At 62.6% G+C, this 21,794-nt stretch carries 22 protein-coding genes; 13 read left to right on the top strand and 9 right to left on the bottom strand.

The annotated features are described in order from the left end of the window. Positions 1–169: 169 nt before the first annotated feature. Complete coding sequence (locus tag KI610_RS00430) at positions 170–853, top strand: response regulator transcription factor (RefSeq protein WP_226496767.1); 684 nt, start codon at positions 170–172, stop codon at positions 851–853. Position 854: 1 nt separating this feature from the next. Further along, positions 855–1,985 carry a HAMP domain-containing sensor histidine kinase gene (locus tag KI610_RS00425; protein ID WP_226496766.1) on the top strand — a complete coding sequence of 377 codons (1,131 nt, stop codon included), beginning with the start codon at positions 855–857 and terminating at the stop codon, positions 1,983–1,985. A gap of 9 nt (positions 1,986–1,994) precedes the next feature. Here KI610_RS00425 and KI610_RS00420 read toward each other — a convergent pair whose 3' ends face one another. Beyond that, the gene (locus tag KI610_RS00420) at positions 1,995–2,489 is read right to left on the bottom strand and encodes a flavin reductase family protein (protein ID WP_226496765.1); all 495 of its coding nucleotides are present in this window, start codon (positions 2,487–2,489) and stop codon (positions 1,995–1,997) included. 74 nt (positions 2,490–2,563) lie between these two features. Here KI610_RS00420 and mutY point away from each other — a divergent pair, with 74 nt between their 5' ends. Continuing rightward, positions 2,564–3,601, top strand: a complete 1,038-nt coding sequence (mutY, locus tag KI610_RS00415; protein ID WP_226496764.1) for an A/G-specific adenine glycosylase — start codon at positions 2,564–2,566, stop codon at positions 3,599–3,601. Here mutY and KI610_RS00410 read toward each other — a convergent pair. From KI610_RS00410 to KI610_RS00400, 3 genes are read right to left on the bottom strand one after another with little or no spacing between them, the layout of a single operon-like run. Then, positions 3,573–4,787: an HD-GYP domain-containing protein gene (locus KI610_RS00410; protein ID WP_226496763.1), complete on the bottom strand. Its 1,215-nt coding sequence runs from the start codon at positions 4,785–4,787 to the stop codon at positions 3,573–3,575. The two genes, mutY and KI610_RS00410, sit on opposite strands and share 29 nt — an antisense overlap. A gap of 14 nt (positions 4,788–4,801) precedes the next feature. Next, positions 4,802–5,410: a hypothetical protein gene (locus tag KI610_RS00405; protein ID WP_226496762.1), complete on the bottom strand. Its 609-nt coding sequence runs from the start codon at positions 5,408–5,410 to the stop codon at positions 4,802–4,804. After that, positions 5,374–6,579: an HD-GYP domain-containing protein gene (locus tag KI610_RS00400; protein WP_226496761.1), complete on the bottom strand. Its 1,206-nt coding sequence runs from the start codon at positions 6,577–6,579 to the stop codon at positions 5,374–5,376. The genes KI610_RS00405 and KI610_RS00400 overlap by 37 nt, the downstream gene beginning before the upstream one ends. 167 nt (positions 6,580–6,746) lie before the next feature. Here KI610_RS00400 and KI610_RS00395 point away from each other — a divergent pair, with 167 nt between their 5' ends. After that, positions 6,747–8,654: an ATP-binding cassette domain-containing protein gene (locus KI610_RS00395; protein ID WP_226496760.1), complete on the top strand. Its 1,908-nt coding sequence runs from the start codon at positions 6,747–6,749 to the stop codon at positions 8,652–8,654. 73 nt (positions 8,655–8,727) lie between these two features. On the opposite strand, the gene KI610_RS00390 is transcribed toward KI610_RS00395, so the two are convergent. After that, entirely contained in the window at positions 8,728–9,042 is a 315-nt protein-coding gene (locus tag KI610_RS00390) for a DUF883 family protein (RefSeq protein WP_226496759.1), read from the bottom strand. Positions 9,043–9,540: 498 nt separating this feature from the next. Here KI610_RS00390 and KI610_RS00385 point away from each other — a divergent pair, with 498 nt between their 5' ends. The 5 genes from KI610_RS00385 to KI610_RS00365 are packed head-to-tail and all read left to right on the top strand — an operon-like array spanning position 9,541 to position 14,859. After that, a complete protein-coding gene (locus KI610_RS00385) occupies positions 9,541–10,395 on the top strand; it encodes a phosphate/phosphite/phosphonate ABC transporter substrate-binding protein (protein ID WP_226496758.1) in 855 nt (284 codons plus the stop codon). Beyond that, positions 10,396–12,783, top strand: coding sequence for an EAL domain-containing protein (locus tag KI610_RS00380; protein ID WP_226496757.1), 2,388 nt, complete (start codon positions 10,396–10,398; stop codon positions 12,781–12,783). Between the two features lie 44 nt (positions 12,784–12,827). Further along, positions 12,828–13,439 carry a bifunctional phosphoserine phosphatase/homoserine phosphotransferase ThrH gene (gene thrH, locus KI610_RS00375; RefSeq protein WP_226496756.1) on the top strand — a complete coding sequence of 204 codons (612 nt, stop codon included), beginning with the start codon at positions 12,828–12,830 and terminating at the stop codon, positions 13,437–13,439. 10 nt (positions 13,440–13,449) lie between these two features. Beyond that, on the top strand, positions 13,450–14,313 hold the full coding sequence (gene purU / locus KI610_RS00370; RefSeq protein ID WP_226496755.1) for a formyltetrahydrofolate deformylase: 864 nt from the start codon (positions 13,450–13,452) through the stop codon (positions 14,311–14,313). Between the two features lie 3 nt (positions 14,314–14,316). Next, positions 14,317–14,859 (top strand): hydrolase, encoded by a 543-nt coding sequence (locus KI610_RS00365; RefSeq protein WP_226496754.1) that lies wholly within the window; start codon positions 14,317–14,319, stop codon positions 14,857–14,859. A 128-nt stretch (positions 14,860–14,987) separates the two neighbouring features. On the opposite strand, the gene KI610_RS00360 is transcribed toward KI610_RS00365, so the two are convergent. The 3 genes from KI610_RS00360 to KI610_RS00350 form a co-directional block, all read right to left on the bottom strand. Next, complete coding sequence (locus KI610_RS00360) at positions 14,988–16,472, bottom strand: ammonium transporter (RefSeq protein WP_226496753.1); 1,485 nt, start codon at positions 16,470–16,472, stop codon at positions 14,988–14,990. A gap of 13 nt (positions 16,473–16,485) precedes the next feature. Then, a complete protein-coding gene (gene glnK, locus KI610_RS00355; protein WP_226403271.1) occupies positions 16,486–16,824 on the bottom strand; it encodes a P-II family nitrogen regulator in 339 nt (112 codons plus the stop codon). Between the two features lie 84 nt (positions 16,825–16,908). Next, positions 16,909–17,655: a TorF family putative porin gene (locus tag KI610_RS00350; protein ID WP_226496752.1), complete on the bottom strand. Its 747-nt coding sequence runs from the start codon at positions 17,653–17,655 to the stop codon at positions 16,909–16,911. Positions 17,656–17,898: 243 nt separating this feature from the next. Here KI610_RS00350 and KI610_RS00345 point away from each other — a divergent pair, with 243 nt between their 5' ends. Genes KI610_RS00345 through KI610_RS00335 form a run of 3 tightly spaced genes read left to right on the top strand, consistent with a single transcriptional unit; the run spans position 17,899 to position 20,840 of the window. After that, entirely contained in the window at positions 17,899–18,141 is a 243-nt protein-coding gene (locus KI610_RS00345; protein WP_226496751.1) for an accessory factor UbiK family protein, read from the top strand. 4 nt (positions 18,142–18,145) lie between these two features. Then, positions 18,146–19,642: a YifB family Mg chelatase-like AAA ATPase gene (locus KI610_RS00340; RefSeq protein WP_226496750.1), complete on the top strand. Its 1,497-nt coding sequence runs from the start codon at positions 18,146–18,148 to the stop codon at positions 19,640–19,642. Next, positions 19,635–20,840, top strand: a complete 1,206-nt coding sequence (locus KI610_RS00335; RefSeq protein WP_226496749.1) for a multidrug effflux MFS transporter — start codon at positions 19,635–19,637, stop codon at positions 20,838–20,840. The genes KI610_RS00340 and KI610_RS00335 overlap by 8 nt, the downstream gene beginning before the upstream one ends. Here KI610_RS00335 and KI610_RS00330 read toward each other — a convergent pair. Further along, positions 20,820–21,212 carry a rhodanese-like domain-containing protein gene (locus KI610_RS00330; protein WP_226496748.1) on the bottom strand — a complete coding sequence of 131 codons (393 nt, stop codon included), beginning with the start codon at positions 21,210–21,212 and terminating at the stop codon, positions 20,820–20,822. The genes KI610_RS00335 and KI610_RS00330 overlap by 21 nt on opposite strands. An 89-nt stretch (positions 21,213–21,301) precedes the next feature. On the opposite strand from KI610_RS00330, the gene bamE reads away from it, so the two are divergent. Then, positions 21,302–21,793, top strand: a complete 492-nt coding sequence (bamE, locus tag KI610_RS00325) for an outer membrane protein assembly factor BamE domain-containing protein (protein ID WP_226496747.1) — start codon at positions 21,302–21,304, stop codon at positions 21,791–21,793. Position 21,794: the final 1 nt, after the last annotated feature.

The following is a 21,794-nucleotide window of genomic DNA, read 5'->3' as shown; positions in this document are numbered from 1 at the left end:
AAAGCCGGAATTTTTGGGCTATTGGCGGCAAAAACCGCTCGCCGGCAATATTTGCCGATCGTTACCCGACCAGAGCAATCGGGAATGAGGTAAATCTCTGTAAATCAAGCGCTCGCAGTCGCCACCCTTGGCTATGATTCAACCGGATAATTTTGTGGGTGAATAAGCGATGGCGGCAGTTTTGCTGGTGGACGACGACGTTGAACTGGCCGAGATGCTGGGCGACTACCTGGCCCAGGACGGCTTTGTGGTGACCACGTTGCACGATGGCCTGAGCGGTGCCGAGGCGGCGCTCTCGGGGCAGTACGCCATTGCCGTGCTCGATGTGATGATGCCGGGCCTTTCCGGTGTCGAGGTCTTGCGCCGGATTCGGGCGGTCAGCGCGATGCCGGTGCTCATGCTGACGGCCAAGGGTGACGACATGGATCGCATCGTTGGCCTTGAACTGGGCGCTGACGATTACGTCCCCAAGCCCTGCCAGCCGCGCGAGCTGGCCGCCCGCCTGCGCGCCATCCTGCGTCGCGCGGCGCCGTCGGCCGAGCCGAGCAACGTCCCACTGGTGGTTGGCGAACTGTGCATTCGGCCGGAACAACGTCTGGCCGAATGGTCTGGCGTCGCTGTGGACCTGACCAGCACGGAATTCAATTTGCTTGAAGTGCTGGCCCGCAATGCCGGGCGGCCGGTGAGCAAGAGCGATCTGTCGGAACAGGCGCTGGGCCGGGCGCTGGTCCGTTTTGACCGGAGCATCGACGTCCATTTGTCGAGCATTCGCCACAAGCTGGGCACGCTGGCCGACGGGCGCTCGTGCATCCAGACGGTTTATCGGCAGGGTTACCAGTTGATCCGGTCCTGAGATGGGACGCCTGTTCTGGAAGTTCTTTCTCTTCATCTGGCTCGGCCAGGTGGCAGCCGTGGTCGGCACCGGAACATTCTTCTGGTTCGAGCGCCAGCAGTCGCCGATGCGGGCTGATCGCCCACCTCCGCCGCGGCCTGATTTTGACGAGCACCGGCCGCCGCCGATGGAGTTCGATCGAGGCGGACCGCCCCATCGCCCGCCGTCGCCCGACGACAAGCGACCGGGTGGCCGGCTGCCGCTATTTCCCATGATCGCTGCCCTGATCGCCAGCCTGCTCTGTGCGGCCGGCGTGGCCTGGTATTTCGCCAAGCCGATTCGCCACCTGCGCAATGCCTTCGCCACGGCGGCCGAGGGTGATCTCGATACCCGGGTGGGCGGCGCCATGGGCGGCCGGCGCGACGAACTGGCCGATCTGGGCCAGGATTTCGACCGCATGGCCGAGCGCCTGCAGGCCTTGATGGCGGCTCAGAAACACCTGCTGCATGATGTTTCGCACGAAATGCGCTCGCCGCTGGCCCGCCTGCAGGCGGCCATTGGCCTGGCCCGCCAGCAGCCGGGGCGGGTTGAGGATACGCTGGCGCGCATCGAGCGCGAGGGCGAACGCATGAACGGGCTGATCGGCGAGTTGCTGACGCTGTCCCGGCTGGAGGCGGGCGTTTCAGGCCCGTTGGAGAAGCTTGATCTGGGCGAATTGCTGGCGGGGATCGTCGAGGATGCGCGCTTTGAGGGCGTGGCCGAGCAGGTTGGCGTCGACTTCGTGGCGGCGCCGGGGCTGTTCGTGCAGGCCAATCCGGAGTTGCTGCACCGGGCCATCGAGAACGTGGTGCGCAACGGGCTACGCTTTTCGCCGGCCGGAACAAGCCTGCAGATCGCGGCGAAACGGGAAGCTGACGGCTTGATCCACCTGGGCATCGCCGATCAGGGCATCGGTGTGCCGGAAGCCGAACTGGAGGCGATTTTCACCCCGTTTTATCGCGGGCGGAATCTGGCGACGGGCGACGGCTATGGTCTGGGGCTGGCGATTGCCCGGCAGGTGATTGCTACGGTCAACGGGAAAATTACTGCAAAAATGAAATCCGACGGCAGCCCCGGGCTGCTCGTCGAGATCGTTCTGCCGGCAGCCGGCTGAGGCGGGAACTCAGGCGAGTTCGGCCAATTCCCGGTAGCGGCCGGCGTGGAACAGCAGCGGCGCGAGGTCCGGCGTTTCGCTGAAGCGTTCGACGCTGCCGACGAAAATGGTGTGATCGCCGGCGGCGTGTTCGGTGACCTTGGCCATTTCAAAGGTCGCGCAGCATCCCGGAAACACCGGGGCGCCACCGGCTCCGGCGTGCCACGGCAGGCCGGCAAAGCGGTCGGCCGGCCAGGTAGCGAAGCGATTCGACAGATCCTGCTGGTCGGCGGCCAGCACGTTGATGGCGTGATGCGTGGCCTGGCGGAAGGCTTCGAGGTTGTGCGACTTGTTGTCGAGGCACCAGAGGACGAGCGCCGGCTCGAGCGAGACGGCGGCGAAGGAATTGACGGTCAGGCCGATGGGGTGGCCGTCCGGGTCGATGGCCGTGACGATGGTGACGCCGGTGGCATAGCGCCCCAGTGCGTTGCGCAGGGCGCGGCTGTCGTTTTGCGGTTGGGTCATCGGGCAGGGCCGGTAGGCCGGAAGAAAAAGAGGCCGTATTATCCGTGCTCCCGCAGCCCGCGTCGAGGCAGAATTTGGCCGCCCAAAACCGTTTTACCGCACACCTGATCGCCTGGCAGAAGACCGCCGGCCGCCACGACCTGCCCTGGCAGAAGACGCAAGACCCTTACCGTATCTGGCTGTCCGAGATCATGCTGCAGCAGACCCAGGTCAGCACGGTGATCCCCTATTACGCCCGCTTTCTGGCCAGTTTTCCTGATGTACTGGCCCTCGCCGCAGCGCCGATCGAGCTGGTCATCGAGCACTGGGCCGGCCTCGGCTATTACGCCCGGGCCCGCAATCTGCACCGCTGCGCGCAGCAGATTGCCACGGTCCACGCCGGAAAATTCCCGGAAACCGAAGCGCAACTGGAGGAATTGCCGGGCATTGGCCGGTCGACCGCGGCGGCTATTGCGGCCTTCGCCTTCGGGCGCCGGGCGGCGATTCTCGATGGCAACGTCAAGCGCGTGCTGTGCCGGCAATTCGGCATCGCGGGTTTTCCCGGCGCCAAGGCCGTGCATGACCGCCTTTGGCTGCTGGCCGAAAGCCTGCTGCCGGAGAACGACATCGAGGTTTACACGCAGGGGCTGATGGACCTTGGCGCCACGCTGTGCACACGCAGCCGGCCGCGCTGTGGCGACTGCCCGGTAGCGGACGGCTGCGTCGCCAAACGTGATGGCCGGCAGGGCGAATTGCCGGAAGCAAAACCGCGGGCGGCGGTGCCGGAACGCACCTCGACTTTTGTTCTGCTCACCGATGGCCAGCGCCTGCTGCTCGAACGACGCCCCCCTTCAGGGCTGTGGGGCGGCCTGCTGGTGCCGCCGGAAGGCGAGCCGGCTGCGGTGGCGGCGCGCTTCGGGCTGGCGCTCGGCGAAACGACGAAGTTGCCACCGTTCAAACATGTCTTCACGCATTTCCGGCTGACGCTGGAGCCCGTGCTGTGCCGGATCGACGCCCGGTTTCAGGCGGCCGAGCCGGGGCTGGAATGGGTGGATATCGAACGTGCAGCCGATGCCGGTGTGCCGGCGCCGATCAAGAAACTGATCAGGCAGGTTGCCAGCGCAAGGGGCTGATGCCCCAGCGCTCGAAGGTTTCGGCCCGGACGATCTGGCCGTAGTGGTTGCCGATCTTGCGTGAGAGGTCGACATCGACCGGCGTGGTGACGTATTGCTGCCGGCCGGTGTGGTAAATGACGCGGACGGTAGGCGTCAGCATATTGTCGGCGTGCAGTTGGCCGACCACGGCGAGATGCCCGCTTTCGAGCAGGACCAGCGTGCCGACCGGGTAGATGCCGACGGTCTTGACGAAGGCGGTCACGAGCGCCGGATCGTACTGAAAACCGGCCTCGTCGTAGAGCTGGCGCAGCGTGTGCGATGGCGACATGGCGGCCCGGTAGGGGCGGTCGGAAGTCATCGCGTCGTAGGTATCGACGATGGCCGCCATGCGCCCGGCCACGGAGATTTCGTCGCCAGCCATCCGGTACGGGTAGCCACAGCCGTTGTATCGCTCGTGGTGTTCGAGGACGACAGCGACTGAGGTTTCGGACAACCGCGTTGTCGCGTCGAGCACGGCCAGCCCTTCTTCGACATGGCTCTGCACAATCGAGAACTCGGCCTGGGAGAGCTGGCCCGGCTTGGCTGTCAGCTTGGCATCGAGAGCGGCGTGACCGATGTCCTTGACCATGGTGCCGAGTGCCAGCTTTTCGATTTCCGGCTCGGGCAGGCCTTGATGCCGACCGAAGGCGATGATCAGCGCCGCCGTCGCCACGGCGTGTTCGGTGGCGTAGGCGTCGAGGCGCTTGAGGCGGGCCAGCGGCACGAGGGCGTCGGGATTGCGGATGACCGAGGCGATCATCTTGCTGACGATCGGTTCAAGATAGGCGGCATCGACATTGCTGCCGGCCTTGGCGGCGAGCATCAACCCGCTCACCGTATTGCTCGCTTCATGCAGCAGCCGGCCGGCCCGCCGCCGCTCCTCGCCGAGCGACACCGTGGGCGGCGTGGCCGCCCGGATTTCGGCCAGCGACTTGAGTTTCTGTTCGATCTGGTTGATGCGCGCAATCGGCGTCGGCGGCAGATCGGCACCCTTGTCGGTATCGATGCTGATTTCGCTGATGCCTTCTTCCCTGATCTTCGAGACATGCGCCTCGTCGCGCACCTTGAATTTCGACTGCCACAGGGAATGGTCGAACCAGCGCTTGTGCAGGTCCACGACATACATGCCGGGCAACAACTGGTCGATGCTTATCTTGCGGATCATGCCGGTAGTTTCGCTTATTTTTTCTCGGCGGCCTCGGCGGCACGCTGCTCCGCTTCGCGCACTTTTTTGGCGACGCGGGCGTCGTGATCGGCTTGCTTCTTGCGCTGTTTTTCAGCCTCGGCGAGCTTGCGTTTTTCGCCTTCGGCCGCCTTGGCGGCCTTGGCGGCGCGCGTCGCGGCTATCTTGTCCTCGGCCACCTGACGGGCGTTCATCGATTCGGCCTGACGCAATTCGAGCTCGGCAGCACGCCGTGGCGCATCTTCGGCCTGCACCCGGTTCCGGTCGCCCAACTGCTCGCGCTTCACTTCGCGCTCGATCGCCTTGCCGTCAATTTCCAGCCGGCGGGCCTCGCGCGTCGTTTTGAGGTGCTCCCGGGCGGCGGCATTGCGGCAATCGTTGATGAGGAATTTGGTCGCGCACACCTCGTTCTTCTGCACCAGCAAGGCGTCGGCTTCATCCTGGCGCGCCCTGCTCTCGGCCTGCAGCGCCGCCGCCTTGTCGAGGCGCGTCTGCCAGGCCGCCTGGCGCTCGGCACTCACCTCGCCATCGGCCGCCAGCGCGGCAAACGGCAGGGCGAGCAGGACGATCAGGCCGGCAACCACTGGTAGGGATCGATTTTCCATTTTTCGTAACTCTCAAAACTGGCGATGCGGTCCGGCACCTTGGCGAGATCGACGATCTCGGGCGGAACGTAGTGTTGTTGGCCGGCATGGTAAAAAATGCGGACGACGGGTTCGAGCAGTTTGCCTTCATTTTGTTCGATGACGACGCCCATGCGACTGCTTTCGAGGCGAACCAGCGAGCCGGTCGGATAGATGCCGATGGCGCGGATGAAAGCCTGCACGAGTTGCGGATCGAAATGGTGATTGCTCCATTCGAGCAGCTTCTTGAGCGCCTGCGTCGGCGGCATGCCGCGGTTGTAGACCTTCTCCGAGGTGATGGCGTCGTAAACATCGACGATGGCGGCCATCTGGCCGTAGAGGGAAATGCCCTCGCCGACCCGCTTGTGCGGATAACCGGTGCCATCGAAGCGTTCGTGGTGTTCGCCGACCACCTGCAGTGTGGCGAGGCTGATCCCCGGCACGTCTTCGAGCAGGTGCAGGCTCTCGGCAACGTGCGACTGCATGCGGGCGAATTCGTCGTCGGTCAGCTTGGCCGGCTTGTTGAGGATGGAATCGGGAATCTGCGCCTTGCCGATATCGTGGAGCAGGCCGCCGAGGGCGACTTCCCGGATTGTTTCCCTGGGCAGCTTCATGCTGCGGCCGAAAGCGACGAGGAGGGCGCTGACGCCAACCGAATGTTCGAAGGTGTAGTCGTCGAGGTTCTTTAGGCGGGCCAGCGGCAACAGCGCATCCTGATTGCGGAAAACCGAATCGACCATGCTGTCGATGAGCGGCTCGACGCGCGCCACCTGGATTTTCTGGCCGAAGCGGATGTCGTCGAGCACATGCCGGATCACCTTGTTGGCCTCGCCATGCAGGCGCCGGGCGCGCACCGCTTCATTCTTGAGGTCGGCGACCACCGGCTTGTCGACGGGCTTTTCGGCAATCTCCTGCAGGCGGCGCTCGAGGTCGGCATTGACCTCGCTCTGCGGGCGCGCCTCGCGGACATCCGCCCCCTTGACCGTGTCGATGTAGAGCTCGCGGATGCCGATCTCGACGATCTTGTCCACGGTCGCCTGATCGCGCACATGGAAGGTGCTGGACATGAAGGGATGATCGAGCCAGCCGCAATTGAGGTCATGAATGAACATGCCCGGCTTGAGCTGGTCGGTGCGGATCTGCTTGATCATGCGGTGATTCTAGCAGGCTGTCGCAAAGCGTAGCCAAAATGACTGAAAGGCGCGGCAAGCCTTTGTAATGTTTCAAATTTTGCCGATTTTTCCGGTTGACCGTGGAATTCGGAAAATGTGCCGGAAAATCGGTATCTCGATCCCGCCTCGTTATAATCGTCCCCCTCATGATCGCCCTCCGCCAAGTCACCTTCGCCCGCGCCGGCCGTCCGCTCGTCATCGACGCCTCTGTTCAACTGCACCCCGGCTGGAAAGTCGGCGTTGTCGGCGCCAACGGCTGCGGCAAATCCAGCCTCTTCGCGCTGCTCGCCAACGAACTCCACGCCGAGTCGGGCAACGTCGAAATCCCGGCCAGCTGGCACATCGCCCGCGTCGCGCAGGAAACCCCGGCCCTGCCCGACGCCGCCATCGATTTCGTCCTCGACGGCGACGTCGAACTGCGCCGCATCGAGCGCGAACTGGTCGATGCCGAAGCCAGCGGCGACGGTGTCGCCATCGGCCACCTGCACGCTCGCTATGCCGACATCGGCGGCTACTCGGCCAAGGCCCGCGTCGCCGAAGTGCTGCACGGGCTGGGCTTCACCGACGCCGATTTTCAGCGTTCGGTCGCTGAATTCTCCGGCGGCTGGCGCGTCCGCCTCAATCTCGCCCGCGCCCTCTCCTGCCGCGCCGACCTCCTGCTGCTCGACGAACCGACCAACCACCTCGACCTCGACGCCGTCTTCTGGCTCGAAAACTGGCTCAAGAACACGCCGGCCACGCTGCTGTTGATCTCCCACGACCGCGACTTCCTCGACGCCGTTGTCGGCCAGATCATCGCCATCGACCTCCAGCGCCTGACGCTGACCAGCGGCGGCTACAGCGACTACGAACGCGCCCGCGCCGCCCGACTCGCCACCCAGCAGTCGTCCTACGAAGCCCAGCAGCGCGAAATCGCCCACCTGTCGAGCTTCATCGAACGCTTCAAAGCTAAAGCCACCAAGGCCCGCCAGGCGCAAAGCCGGATCAAGACGCTGGAGCGCATGGAAATGGTCGCCGCCGCCCACGTCGACTCGCCCTTCCATTTCGCCTTCCGCCAGCCGACCGCCCTGCCCGACCCGCTGCTGAGCATCGAAAAAGCCTCGGCCGGCTATGCCGATCACAAAATCATCGACCACGTCACCATGACGCTGCGCCCCGGCTGCCGGATCGGCCTCCTCGGCCGCAACGGCGCCGGAAAATCGACGCTGATCAAACTGCTGGCCAATTCAATTCCCCAGCAAGGCGGCGAGCGCAAGGAAGCCAAGGCCCTCAACATCGGCTACTTCGCCCAGCACCAGCTCGAACAACTGCGCCCCGACGAATCGCCGCTGCAACACCTCGTCCGCCTCGACCCGATGGCCACCGAACAGGAACTGCGCGACTACATCGGCGGCTTCGATTTCCGTGGCGACATGGCCACCCGCGCCATCGAACCCTTCTCCGGCGGCGAAAAATCCCGCCTGGCGCTGGCCCTGCTCATTCGCACCAAGCCCAACCTGCTGCTGCTCGACGAACCGACCAACCACCTCGACCTCGAAATGCGCGAAGCCCTGACCTTCGCCATGCAGGATTTCGAAGGCGGCGTCGTCTTCGTCTCGCACGACCGCCACCTGCTGCGCACCTGCGCCGACGAACTGCTGCTGGTTGCGGACGGCAAGGTCACGGAATTCGAAGGCGACCTCGACGACTACGCCGCCTGGCTGGCCGCCCAGCGCAATGCCGAAAAGGCGCCGGAGGCGGACGTTGCTGCCGAGAAGTCGGAACGACTGGCACTACGCGCCGATGCCAAAGCCAACCGGCAGGCCCTGCTGGCCCAACGCCGGCCGCTGATCAAGGAGATCGAGCAGCTGGAGCGCAAGCTGGCGAAGTGGAATGAGGAAAAAGCGGCGCTCGACGCGCAGTTCGCCGACCCGGACTTCTATGCCACGGTCGACCGGGTAAAAAGCGAGGAAATGCACAAGCAGGCCGGCCTGCTCGGCGAGCAGATCGACGAAGCCGAAATGCGCTGGCTCGAAGTGCATGAGGCGCTTGAGGCCTTGCCATCGGCCGATTGAGCCGAGCGCGAAAGCCTTCGGGGTTTTCCGGAAGCATCACCGCTTGGCAATGCTTCCGTCTGGCCGCCCTGGCCTATCTACGTCCGATCAGCATGCCGAGCACCAAGCCGACACTGGCCGCGATCCCGACCGACTGCCACGGATTCTTCCGAATACAGGCATCCGTCGCCGCGGCAGCAGCCTTGCTCTTTTCCAGAACAGCGGCCTCGGCATTCGCAACCCGCACCTTGGCGGCGCCCAGACGCTCGCTGATGCGCTGACGCACGTCGAGCATCTTGTCGCCAGCAACGCCGGCAGTCTCGCGAAAAATATCTTCCGCATCGGAGACAACCGCTTTCATGTCGGCAACAATTTTCTGGCTGTTGTTCAGATCAGTCACATTGGACATATTTCACCTCGGCAAATAAAAAGTAGTCAAACCTGCGCCGGCATGGCGCATCACACACCATGCAACGCCCCAGCCCACCAGTTGACGTTTTCGGCCTACCGGATCGCCGGTTTGGGTTGCGGTTTCTTACCCTTTGATTCCTTCTTCTTGTCTTTGCTGCCCATGAGCTTTTCTCCTGAACGGGTTGCCTGAAAATGAGTCAATTCACTCGTACATCCTAGTCCGGATATTCAATCTTGGCCAAAAGAAAGTAGTACCCCGGCTCAACAGCGGAATACATTGCCCTATCCCACGGTCAACCGGAAAAAATGCCCGAAAACAAAATCTCGGATCAGGCAAAATGGCATTTCCCCGCTCAGCCCCCCGGAGCCAAGCCGTGCACATCGACGCAGCGAAAATACGCTTCATGGAATTCCATGAAATCAAACAGCTACGGGCACGGCTCGCCACCTTTGCTCCTATAATGACCTTTTATCCACCAAGGTCTTGGAGCGGCATATGAAGATCCTTCATTTTCTGCTGTTGTCCTGCTGCCTGAGCGTGTTTTCGCCACTGGTGCCAGCCCAGGAAAAGACCACGGTCCGGCCGCTGACCGTCGGGCTCATGCCCTACCTCAGCACCCGCACGCTGCTGGCCAATTACCAGCCAATTGCCGTCGCCCTCGAACAGGAGCTGCAGCAGCCCGTCCAGCTGGTCACCGCCCCCGATTTCGACACTTACGTCAAGCGCGTGCTCGATGGCGAATACGACGTGGCGCTGCTCGCCCCCCACTTTGCCCGGCTGGCCATCCGCGATTTCGGCTATAGCGCCCTGCTCATGCACAAGGCGCCAATTCGCGGCGTCATCGTGACCGCCCGCAACAAGCCGCTGACCAGCGTTGACGAACTGCGCGGACAAAGCATCGCCATCGTCGACCGCAGCGCGCTGCTCGTCATCGTCGGCGCCGTCACGCTGGCCGATGAAGGGCTCAAGGAAGGCAGCGATTACACCTTTGTCGAGACCGTTTCTCATTCCAGCGCGCTGTACAACGCCGCCTCCGGCAAATCGCGGGCGGCGCTGATTTCCTATTCGACGCTGATCCTCGCCTCGCCGGAACTGCAGCGCGACGCCGTCATCTGGCGCGAATTGAGCAGCATCCCCGGACAGTTCTACATCGCCCATAACCGCGTGCCGGCGGCCCGGCAGAAGCAGGTCAAGGCGGCGCTGCTGGCTTTCGAAAAATCAGCGGACGGCCAACAGTTTTTCGAAAAAACCAAGCATGGCGGTTTCGCCGAACCGGGCCGCGCCGAGGCCGATTTCCTCGATCGTCTGCTGCCGGAGACCCGCCGCCAGCTCGGGGCAACCATCCGCTAAATGGGCTTCTTCCGTTTCCTGCAGTCCTTGCGCGGCCGGCTCATCACGCTGACGGTGGTGGCCGAGATCGTGATGATTTCGGCCATCCTGTGGAACAGCCAGCGCCTGGCCGAGGAACACCTGATCCGTCAGTTCGAACTGCGCCGCGCTGAAATCAGCAGCCTGCTCCAGGCCGCCCTGGCCCCGGCCATGGTCCAGCGCGACTACGCCGCGGTCAGCGAAATCCTGGACAGTGCGCAGCAGTTGCAAGGCATGACTTATCTGGTCATGTTCGATGAGGACAAGCAGCGGGTGGCCAGCAGCAATATCGACAGCGCCGGCGCGATACCTGCGGTCGACGCCGGAAACGAGCCGATTTTCCGCTTGCAGAACCTCAACGTCCGCATTCCGATCCGTCTTGAGCAGCGCAGTTACGGCGAATTGCAGATTGGCATCGATCTGCGTTTCCTCAATGAAGCCCGTCAAGAAATCCTGCTGCAAAACTTCGTGCTGGCGATACTCGGCATCCTGTTGTCGACCTTCGTCCTGATCGCCATCGCCCTCTGGCTGACCCGCCGTCTGGCCGCACTCAGCGCCGCCAGCAATGACCTGGCGGCCGGCCGCCCGTTCCAGCCGCTGCATGCCCCGGTAAATGACGACATTGGCGTCGTCGTCAATGCCTTCAATGGCATGGCTGCCGCGCTCGAACGACGGATGCTCGATCTCCAGCGTTCCGAATCCGAGCAACGCGCCCTGGCCGAAATCCTCGCCACCGAACGCGGCCGCCTCGACGCCCTGCTCGCCGCCATGCGCCTGGGCCTCGTCTTCGTTGCCGGTGACGGCCGGATTTCCTACCTCAACCCGGCTTTTCTCAAACTGTGGGGCATCACCCCGGCGCATCAACTGATCGACCAGCCGGTGAGCCAGCTCCGTCAGGAACTGCAACGACAGATGCCGGTTGCCGGTTCCCGGCAGTGTTTCGATGGCGACGGTTCGCTACGCGAATACGGCCTGCCGGATGGCCGGACGATTACCGAACACAGCGTCGCCGTGACCAGCCCGACTGCCGTCGAGGGCGGACGCTTGTGGATTTTCGAGGACATCACGAGCCAGCGCCAGATTGCCGAGCGCCTGGTTTTCATGGCCGAGCGCGACTCGCTGACCTCCCTCGCCAACCGCGCCCGCTTCGATGCCGAACTGGATCGCCTGCTGACCCAGGCCGGGCGCGACCCCGGCTTGTTCGGGGCGCTGATCTATTTCGATATCGACGAGTTCAAGACGATCAACGATACCTTTGGCCACCGGGCCGGGGACCACGTGCTGATCCGCACCGCCGATACGGTCAGCAAGCTGGTCCGCACCACCGAACTGTTCGCCCGCCTCGGTGGCGACGAGTTCGCCATCATCGCCCCCAACGCCAGCCTGGCTGGCGCCCAGAGCCTGGCTGAACGCCTGCTCAGCGCGGTTGCTGCCATGCAATTCGAGTTCGAGAACCGCCGGCTCAGCCTGACCATCAGCGTCGGTATCGCCCTTTTCCCCGAACATGCCGGCAGCGCTGAAGAGCTCGTTTCGCGCGCCGATGCGGCGATGTACCAGGCCAAGCGGGGCGGCAAGAACGGCTGGCGCCTCTACCGCCCTGATCTCGACCAGTCGGAAGCCATGCTGGTGCACCTCGGCTGGAACGAAAAAATTCAGGCGGCGTTGACGACCGGACGCTTCCTGCTGCATTTCCAGGGCATTCATTCGACCGGCAGCAGCGCGATTTCCCACTACGAAGCACTGGTCCGCATGCGCGACCCCGAGCATCCGGACGAACTGGTGCTGCCCGGCCGCTTCATTCCGGCGGCCGAACGGACCGGCCGGATTGTCGATATCGACCGCTGGGTGATGCGCGCGGCGATCGCCAAACTGGCCGAAAACCCGACGCTGCCCGCCCTGGCCATCAACATATCTGCCCGCTCCTTCGACGATCCGACCCTGGCGCGGAGCATCAGTTCGCTGCTCGCCGAGTTCCAGGTCGAACCGCGGCGCCTCATCGTCGAACTGACCGAAACCTCGGCACTGGCCAACATGCACGATTCCGAGCAGTTCATCCGCGATATCCGCGCCCTCGGCTGCACCGTCTGCCTCGATGATTTCGGCGTCGGCTTTTCGTCCTTCGCCTATCTCAAGCACCTGTCGGCCGATGTGCTGAAGATCGATGGCATGTTCATCAGCAACCTGCCGACCAGCCGCGAAGACCAGGTTTTCGTCCGCGCCATCGTCGACGTGGCGCGCGGCCTGGGCAAGAAAACCGTGGCCGAATTCGTCGGCGATGCCGAAACCCTGCGGCTGCTCGCCGAGATCGGCGTCGATTACGTGCAGGGCTACTATCTTTCGCGCCCTGAGGCCGATATAAGCGTGCCCTGATCGGGTAAAATCGCGATTTTCCCGAACGCCGCTGGAGCCAAACCGTGCAAATCGTCTGCCTAGACCTCGAAGGGGTCCTCGTCCCCGAAATCTGGATCGAATTCTCCAAGCGCACGGGCATTCCCGAGCTCATGCGCACGACGCGCGACGAGCCGGATTACGACAAGCTCATGACCTACCGCCTGAACATCCTGCGCGAGCACAAGCTCGGCCTGCCGGACATCCAGAAGGTGATCGGCGAAATGGGCCCGATGGCCGGCGCCCGCGCCTTCCTCGACAAACTGCGCGAGGATTACCAGGTCGTCATCCTGTCCGATACCTTCTACGAATTCGCTCATCCGCTGATGCGCCAACTGGGCTGGCCGACGCTGTTCTGCCATTCGCTCGAAGACGACGCCGACGGCATGCTGGTCAACTACCATTTGCGCATGCCGGACCAGAAGCGCGAGGCGGTCAAGCGCTTCAAGGAACTGAATTTCAAGATCGTCGCCGCCGGCGATTCGTACAACGATACAGCCATGCTCGGCGAAGCCCACGGCGGCATCCTGTTCCACCCGCCCGAGAACGTCATCCGCGAATTCCCGCAGTACCCGGTTGTGCTGAATTACGACGACTTGCGCAGCGAGATCGACAAGGCTTTCGCCAAGGCCGCCTAGGCCCAGGATCATGCATAGCGACCGTTTCTACACGCTGTCCGCTTCCTGTCCCGATCAGGTCGGCATCATCGCCCGCGTTTCCGGCTTCATCGCCGGCAACGGCGGCTGGATTCTCGAATCGAGTTTCCATTCGGACGTGCTGACCAGCCGCTATTTCATGCGCATCGAGATCAAGGCCGATTCGCTGCCTTTCCTGCTCGCCGAGTTCCGCGAACGTTTCCGCACCGAGGTTGCCGAACCGCTGGCCATGACCTGGCAGATCAACGACAGCGCGGTCAAGAAACGCGTCGTCGTCATGGTTTCCAAGCAGGAGCATTGCCTCTACGACCTGCTCGCACGCTGGCAGGCCAAGGAACTCGACATCGAAATTCCCTGCGTTATTTCCAACCACGATACTTTCCGCGGCTTCGTCGAATGGCACGGCATCCCCTTCCATCACGTGCCGGTGACTGCCGACAACAAGGCCGCCGCCTACGCCGAAATTCAGCGCATCTTCGACGATGTGCGCGGCGATACGATGGTCCTCGCCCGCTACATGCAGGTGCTGTCGCCGGAACTATGTGCGGCGCTGGCCGGCAAGATCATCAACATCCATCACAGCTTCCTGCCCAGCTTCGCCGGCGCCAAGCCTTACCACCAGGCTTACACGCGCGGCGTCAAACTGATCGGCGCGACCTGCCACTTCGTCACTGCTGAACTCGACGCCGGCCCGATCATCGAGCAGGACGTCATCCGCATCGACCATTCCGATTCGCCGGAAGACATGGTGCGCTACGGCAAGGACATCGAGAAAACCGTGCTCGCCCGCGGCCTGCGCTACCACCTTGAGGACCGGGTGTTGGTGCATGGCAACAAGACCGTGGTTTTCCGTTAAGCCATGTTGATCCGCCGCGCCGATTCGCTGCTCCTCATCGTCGATATCCAGCAAAAGCTGGCGCCGGCGATTCACGACAGCGAACGCGTCGTCGCCAATTCGGTTCGCCTGCTCGAAGGCGCCAAGCTGCTTGGCGTGCCGGCTTTCATTTCGGAGCAATACGTCAAGGGCCTCGGCCCCAGTCTCGACGTCATCCGGACGGCTGCGGTCGACGCCCAGTTTTTCGAAAAGACGCATTTTTCCTGCGCCGCCGAACCCGGCGTCATCGATCTGCTGCACGCCGCCAAGCGGCCGCAGATCGTGCTGACCGGTACCGAAACGCATGTTTGCGTCCTGCAGACCGCTTTCGGGTTGCAGGCTGCCGGCTTCGAGGTCTATCTCGTCGCCGATGCGGCCTCGTCACGGACGCCGGAAAACCGCAGCGCGGCCATCGAGCGCATGCGGGCGGCCGGTATCGGCATCGTAACGACTGAAATGGTGCTCTTCGAGTGGCTGCATCAGGCCGGCACCGATGACTTCCGCAAATTGCTGCCGCTGATCAAGTAAGCGACGGCCGGCTCCGCGTTGAGCCAAATCCCACGGTCAACCGGAAAAAACCGCCAAAACTGAAATGCCTCCCAAAAAAAACGGGCACCCGAAGGTGCCCGAAGGGAGAGAGACTACAGAGATTAATCTTAGTGGTGGTAGGCGGTTTCGCCGTGCGAGGTGAGGTCGAGACCTTCACGCTCTTCGTCTTCCGGTACACGCAGGCCGATGACGATATCCACCAGTTTGTAGGCCACCAGGGAAACCACGCCGGACCAGACAACCACGGTACCGACACCCCACAGCTGGCTGATCACCTGGGTGGTCATGTCGAACGGGGCAACAGCGTTGGCCACGTAGTCATAGACACCCGTGCCGCCAAGGGCCGGATCAACGAAGACACCGGTCAGGATGGCACCGGTGATACCACCGATACCATGGACGCCGAAGACGTCGAGGGAGTCGTCAGCACCGAGCATCTTCTTGAGGCCATTGACGCCCCACAGACAGATCACGCCAGCCACCAGGCCGATGATGATGCCGCCCATGACGCCGACGAAGCCGGCCGCCGGGGTGATCGCAACCAGACCGGCAACGGCGCCGGAAGCAGCGCCCAGCATGGAAGGCTTGCCCTTCAACATCCATTCGGCAAACATCCAGGACAGCGCGGCACAGGCCGTTGCAACCCAGGTATTGACCATGGCCAGAGCAGCGCCACCGGAGGCTTCGAGGGCGGAACCGGCGTTGAAGCCGAACCAGCCGAACCACAGCAGGGATGCACCGATCATCGTGAAGGTCAGGGAGTGCGGGGCCATCGAGACGTTACCGAGGCCGGTACGCTTGCCAACCATGTAGGCACCAACCAGACCAGCGATAGCGGCGTTGATATGCACAACGGTACCGCCGGCGAAGTCGAGCGCGCCCTTCTGGAACAGGAAGCCTGCCGTCTTGCCGGCAGCTTCGCCAGCAGCAGCATCGATGTAGGCGTCAGGACCGGCCCAGTACCAGACCATGTGTGCCATCGGGATGTAGGACAGCGTGAACCAGATGACCATGAAGACCAGGACTGCGGAGAACTTCGCACGCTCAGCGAAGGCACCGACGATCAGGCCGCAGGTGATGGCAGCGAAAGCGCCCTGGAAGATCACGAAGGCCAGTTCGGAGATGACGACACCCTTGGAGAAGGTCGCGCCAACCGATTCGATCGTGACACCCTTGAGGAAGAGCTTGTCGAGCACACCGAAGAATTCGTTACCCTCGGTGAAGGCGGCCGAGTAGCCGTAGATCACCCAGAGAACCGAAATCAGCGAGAAGGTCACGAAGACCTGCATGAGCACCGACAACATGTTCTTGGTGCGCACCAGACCGCCGTAGAACAGCGCCAGGCCGGGGATGGACATCAGGATGACGAGAGCGGCACAGACCATCACCCAGGCGTTGTCGGCCTTGTTGGCAACGAGCGGTGCAGCGGCCGGGGCAGCTTCAGCCGGAGCGGCTTCAACAGCAGCAGCGGGGGCGGCGGCCGGCGCGGTGGCAACGGCAGCTTCAGGGGCGGCAGCCTTTTCTTCGGCCCAGGCCGGAGCGCCGAAACCGACGGCACCGACCAGAGCCAGCAATGCAAATAGACGTTTCATGGTTTGTGGCTCCTTAGAGGGCATCGGTACCGGTTTCACCGGTCCGGATACGAATAACCTGCTCGACATCGAAAACGAAGATTTTGCCGTCACCGATCTTGCCGGTGCTGGCGGATTTTTCGATGGCTTCGATGATCTGATCCAGCTGCTCAGCCTTGACGGCAGCTTCGATCTTGACCTTGGGCAGGAAATCGACGACATACTCGGCGCCCCGATAGAGCTCGGTATGGCCCTTCTGCCGGCCGAAACCTTTCACTTCAGTGACCGTGATGCCTTGCACGCCGATGGCGGACAACGCTTCACGCACTTCGTCAAGCTTGAACGGCTTGATGATGGCGGTAACGAATTTCATGATGAGTGTTCCCCTGGTAGTTGAGACTTTTAATTCCCCCGCCGGCGCCGGCCGGTGCACAAGCGGGGGAGGTTTTAAGCTTGCTTAGAAGGACTTGGATACGGAGAGGACGGCAGTTGCCTTGCCAGCGTAGATCTGCTTGCCAGTAGTCGGCTTGGTCCAGGTGTAGGAGCTCTTGGCAGCATCGGTGTCGATATAGGCCAGACCAAATACGTAGCCGCCGATGTCCTTGGTCACGCCCAGTTTCCAGTCGGTGTAATCCAGATCATCACGGTTTTTAACATCGGTGTAACCGACGTGGCCATTGACGCCCCAGCCACCGCCCAGGTCATAGCTGGCAGCCAGATCGAAATACCCGGTGTTCTTGGTATCAGCGATATCAAAATAGTTGGACAGTGCATGTGAGTACTTGAAGGTCACAAACTTCCAGCTGGCGCCCAGATAAACTTCGAAGTTGTCGACAGCCTTACCAAAGCCATTGGTCGAACCCGGGTAGTAGTAATACAGGGCACCAACATCAATACCGAAGTCACCGAAAGCGTGTTTGTAACCGCCGTAGACGTCCATTTCGAGGTTGCCCTCCGGGAACCCGGCGTACTCGCTAACGTTCGAGTTCCAGTTGCCGAGATAAACGCCGCTCGAATGTGAGTAATCGAAGCCGCCTTGCAGGGCCGGCTTGCCGAAGGTCTGGTCGATACCACGGAAACGGTAGCTGGAGAACAGACCAATGTTACCGGTCAGGGTGTGATCGCTGGCCGGAGCTGCTTCTTCGGCAAAAGCCGGAGCGGTAAAGGCGCTAACAAGAGCCAGAGCGATTAGTGACTTCTTCATGTTTTCTCTCCTACGGATTGATTAAAGTAAAAAAAGAATTTTGTGCAGTACAGCAATAGCAGAAGGCGTGCCAGGGTGTTTTTTTGATCGGAATCAAAGGATTGCCCGCTGCTAGCCAGATGATGCACCAACTTGTCGCACCATTACAGTGCAGTTACAGAACGTTACGCACCACGGGTGAGCGGCTAGCCAAAACCCTAATAATTCCGCTGTGTTAAACTCAAAACCTCCACGGAGGACAACATGCTCGACCCCAAGACACTCGAAGAATTCGGCGCCAAGATCAGCGCCCTGCTGGCCAACTCCCCGGCCAAGGACATCGAAAAGAACGCCAAGATGGTGATGAGCGGCTTTTTCTCGAAGCTCGATCTCGTGACTCGCGAAGAATTCGACGTTCAGGCGCAAGTGCTGGCCCGTACCCGCGAAAAGCTCAAGGATCTCGAAGCCCGCGTCGACGCGCTGGAAAAATCCCGCTCGGGCGTGTAGCCGAGTGGCACTGGCCATCGCGCACAGTCGAGGACTGGATGGCCTGAACGCGCCGCCGGTGACTGTCGAGGCTCATCTGGCCAGTGGCCTGCCCAGCTTCACCCTCGTCGGCTTGCCGGATACCGAAGTCAAGGAAGCGCGTGACCGCGTTCGCGCCGCCATCGTCAATTCCGGCTTCGAGTTTCCGTCCAAACGAATTACGGTAAATCTGGCACCAGCCGACCTACCGAAAGAATCCGGCCGTTTTGACCTGCCCATCGCCCTCGGCATCCTCGCTGCCAGCGGGCAGATTCCCGGCAAGCATCTGGCCGATTATGAATTTGCCGGCGAGTTGTCGCTGTCCGGCGAACTGCGCCCGATTCGCGGTGCACTCGCCATGGCCTTGCAAACGGCAGGGCACGGCAAGCATTTCATCCTGCCCGAAGCCAGCGCCCGCGAAGCTGCGCTGATCGGCAGCAATGAAATACTCTCCGCCCGCTCGCTGCTCGATGTCTGCGCCCACCTCGCCGAGCGTGAGTCGTTGCCGCAGGCGATTGCCACGGTCAACCCGGAAAATCAGCCAATTTTCGCAGACCTTGCTGAGGTTCGCGGCCAGTCGCAGGCCAAGCGGGCGCTGGAAATCGCTGCCGCTGGCAACCATTCCTTATTGATGGTCGGCCCGCCCGGCTCCGGCAAATCCATGCTCGCCGCCCGTCTGCCCGGCCTCATGCCGGCCTTGCAGGGCGAAGCGGCCAAATCGTCGGCTGCCGTGCTGTCGCTGGTCGGCCAGTTCCGACCGGAAGCCTTCGGCGTTCGCCCTTACCGCCAGCCGCACCACACCGCCTCCGCCGTAGCGCTGGTCGGTGGCGGCAACCCGCCACGGCCCGGCGAAATCAGCCTGGCGCATCAAGGCATTCTGTTTTTGGATGAACTGCCCGAGTTTGACCGGAAAGTCCTCGAAACCCTGCGCGAACCGCTCGAATCCGGGCGCGTCCATATCGCCCGCGCCGCCCGGCAGGCCGAGTTTCCGGCCGAATTCCAGCTCATCGCGGCAATGAATCCGTGTCCATGTGGGCATCATGGATCGTCGAAAGGCAAATGCCGCTGCTCGCCGGACCAGATTGCCCGCTATCGCGGCAAGCTCTCCGGACCCTTCCTCGACCGCATCGACCTGATCATCGAAGTTCCCGCGCTGCTTGCCGAAAGCCTCGCCGGCAAGGCCGATGGCGAATCGTCAGCGACCGTTCGCGCCCGCGTCGAGCATGCCCAGAATCGCCAGCAGGCCCGGCAACAGAAACCAAACGCCCGGCTGAGCACCAAGGAAGTCGATGCCGACTGCCAACCCGACGCAACCGGCAACAAGTTGCTGCAACAGGCAACGACCCAGCTCGACCTGTCGGCCCGCGCCTGGCACCGCATCCTCAAAGTCGCGCGAACCATTGCCGACCTGGCCGCCTGCGACGACATTCGCGCCGCCCACGTCGCCGAAGCCATCCAGTATCGACGTTTCGCCCGTGGGTGAGCACCAGACCCGGCGCGAGACGCGCGGCATCGCCATTCTGCTCGCCTCGCTGGCGGCGCTCGGGCCGTTTTCGATCGACACCTACCTGCCGTCTTTCCCTGAAATAGCCGAGAAGCTGCACGCCACGCCGCTCGAAGTTCAGCAGACGCTGTCCATTTACCTGCTCTCGTTCGCCGTCATGACGCTATGGCACGGCGCGATTGCCGACCGCTTCGGCCGGCGCAACGTGATTCTCGTCGCCGTTGGCCTGTTCGCCGTCGCCTCTGCCGGCTGCACGCTGGCGACGCGCATCGAGCACCTGTGGTTCTGGCGGGCCATGCAGGGCATGACGGCTGGTGCCGGCATCGTCATCAGTCGCGCCATCGTCCGCGATCTGTACGACGGCGCCCCGGCCCAGCGCCTGATGTCGCAGATCACCATGATGTTCGCGCTGGCGCCGGCCATCGCGCCAGTCATCGGCGGCTGGCTGCAAAGCTGGTTTGGCTGGCGTTCGGTTTTTGCCTTTTTGGTCGTGTCGACCGCAGCATTGTGGCTGGCCTGCTGGAAACTGCTGCCCGAAACCCTGCCCCCGGAAAAACGCCAGTCGCTACGCCCGGCCTACCTCGGCGCCACCTACCTGAAGGTCATGACCTCGCCGCCCTTCCTGTTTGCCTGCGCCGCGGTGTCGCTCAATTTCGGTGGATTTTTCATCTACGTGCTGTCGGCACCGGTCTTTCTGATGACCCATCTCGGCGTCCCGGAAACCGGCTTTCTCTGGCTGTTCGGTCCTGCCATGGCCGGCATGGTAGTCGGGGCCGGGCTATCCGGCCGGCTGGCCGGCAAGATCACGCCGAGCCGGACGATATTGCTCGGCTACCTGGTCATGGGCAGCGCCGCCTGCTTCAACCTGATCCTCAACCTGACGCTGCCACCGGGGTTGCCATGGAGCGTCATGCCGATCTTTGTCTACACGACCGGCATGTCGCTGGCCATGCCAAGTCTGACCCTGTTTGCCCTCGACCCTTTTCCTGCCCAGCGCGGCCTCGCTGCCTCCTGCCAGACTTTCTTCCAGTCCGGCTTCAACAGCCTGTCCGCCGCACTGATCGTCCCGGCCCTGTGGGGTTCGACCCTGACCATGGCGTTCGGCATGGCAGGTCTGCTCCTGCTTGGCGGCCTGGCCGCCCTGCTCCACCAGCGTTTACGTTTGAAACCAAGGTAGTCCGCGGAAGCGCCAGCCGCCCAGCGTGCCGCGGTGATAGTCCTCGTCGAGCGGCCCTTCGAAACCTTCAAGAACGTTGATGACTTGGGTAAAACCAGCCGTTTCGAGCGCGTCACCGGCATGGATGGAACGCTGGCCGCTGCGGCAGATGATCAATACCGGCCGGTCCAGGTCGTTGCGCACGAGATGTTTGACCTTGTCGGTGAATTCCGGATCGATCTCCCAGTCCGGACCTTCCTGCCAGGCGACATGCTCGGCACCGGCCGGGTGGCCGACGTACATGTGCTCGATTTCCGTCCGGCAATCGACGAGCACGGCTTGCGGGTTTTCCTGAAGCAGGGCGTGGGCGGCGAGAGGATCGAGATGCAGCATCGGCATATCCGAAAATTAGGGTAGTCCGATATTATGAAAGCAAGCAGCGCAAAGCGACAACTTGATCGAACCGTTCTATCGGAGCCCGCATGAAACTTCCCGCCTGGATCACCACGGCCACGACGGCCATCATCGCTGCCCTGCCCGGCTGCGACTACGTCAACATGCAGGAAATGAAGCCGGGCATCACGACCCAGGCCGAAGTTCGCACCCGCATGGGCGAACCGGGTTTCGTTCATCACAACGACGACGGCACGGCGACCTGGGAATACGCCCGGCAGCCGAACGGCACCCACTGCTACATGATCACCTTCGGCAGCAATCTGGTGATCAGCAAGATCGAACAGGTGCTCAACGAAGCCAACTACGGCAAGGTCCGCGTCGGCATGAGCAAGGACGACATCCGCCGCCTGTTCGGCGCCCCGGCCACCAAGCAGGTTTTTGCCAACCTGCGCGAGGAAATCTGGGAATGGCGCGTCGAGGGCATCCCGTCGACCGAGGAAACCTATTTCATGGTGCATTTCGATACCGAAAACGGCGGCGTCAAGAAAACCTCCAGCCGCATCCAGCCCAAGGGCTGAT

This window comes from Ferribacterium limneticum (assembly GCF_020510565.1).
Taxonomy (GTDB): domain Bacteria; phylum Pseudomonadota; class Gammaproteobacteria; order Burkholderiales; family Rhodocyclaceae; genus Azonexus; species Azonexus limneticus_B.
This window is presented reverse-complemented; position numbering and strand designations above follow the sequence as displayed.

What these genes read in the sequence shown, in the direction of transcription:
- KI610_RS00430 (WP_226496767.1), top strand. Translation starts at nt 170, where the DNA reads ATGGCGGCAGTTTTGCTGGTGGACGACGACGTTGAACTGGCCGAGATG.
- KI610_RS00425 (WP_226496766.1), top strand. Translation starts at nt 855, where the DNA reads ATGGGACGCCTGTTCTGGAAGTTCTTTCTCTTCATCTGGCTCGGCCAG.
- KI610_RS00420 (WP_226496765.1), bottom strand. Translation starts at nt 2,489, where the DNA reads ATGACCCAACCGCAAAACGACAGCCGCGCCCTGCGCAACGCACTGGGG.
- KI610_RS00410 (WP_226496763.1), bottom strand. Translation starts at nt 4,787, where the DNA reads ATGATCCGCAAGATAAGCATCGACCAGTTGTTGCCCGGCATGTATGTC.
- KI610_RS00405 (WP_226496762.1), bottom strand. Translation starts at nt 5,410, where the DNA reads ATGGAAAATCGATCCCTACCAGTGGTTGCCGGCCTGATCGTCCTGCTC.
- KI610_RS00400 (WP_226496761.1), bottom strand. Translation starts at nt 6,579, where the DNA reads ATGATCAAGCAGATCCGCACCGACCAGCTCAAGCCGGGCATGTTCATT.
- KI610_RS00395 (WP_226496760.1), top strand. Translation starts at nt 6,747, where the DNA reads ATGATCGCCCTCCGCCAAGTCACCTTCGCCCGCGCCGGCCGTCCGCTC.
- KI610_RS00390 (WP_226496759.1), bottom strand. Translation starts at nt 9,042, where the DNA reads ATGTCCAATGTGACTGATCTGAACAACAGCCAGAAAATTGTTGCCGAC.
- KI610_RS00385 (WP_226496758.1), top strand. Translation starts at nt 9,541, where the DNA reads ATGAAGATCCTTCATTTTCTGCTGTTGTCCTGCTGCCTGAGCGTGTTT.
- KI610_RS00380 (WP_226496757.1), top strand. Translation starts at nt 10,396, where the DNA reads ATGGGCTTCTTCCGTTTCCTGCAGTCCTTGCGCGGCCGGCTCATCACG.
- purU (WP_226496755.1), top strand. Translation starts at nt 13,450, where the DNA reads ATGCATAGCGACCGTTTCTACACGCTGTCCGCTTCCTGTCCCGATCAG.
- KI610_RS00365 (WP_226496754.1), top strand. Translation starts at nt 14,317, where the DNA reads ATGTTGATCCGCCGCGCCGATTCGCTGCTCCTCATCGTCGATATCCAG.
- KI610_RS00360 (WP_226496753.1), bottom strand. Translation starts at nt 16,472, where the DNA reads ATGAAACGTCTATTTGCATTGCTGGCTCTGGTCGGTGCCGTCGGTTTC.
- glnK (WP_226403271.1), bottom strand. Translation starts at nt 16,824, where the DNA reads ATGAAATTCGTTACCGCCATCATCAAGCCGTTCAAGCTTGACGAAGTG.
- KI610_RS00350 (WP_226496752.1), bottom strand. Translation starts at nt 17,655, where the DNA reads ATGAAGAAGTCACTAATCGCTCTGGCTCTTGTTAGCGCCTTTACCGCT.
- KI610_RS00345 (WP_226496751.1), top strand. Translation starts at nt 17,899, where the DNA reads ATGCTCGACCCCAAGACACTCGAAGAATTCGGCGCCAAGATCAGCGCC.
- KI610_RS00330 (WP_226496748.1), bottom strand. Translation starts at nt 21,212, where the DNA reads ATGCTGCATCTCGATCCTCTCGCCGCCCACGCCCTGCTTCAGGAAAAC.
- bamE (WP_226496747.1), top strand. Translation starts at nt 21,302, where the DNA reads ATGAAACTTCCCGCCTGGATCACCACGGCCACGACGGCCATCATCGCT.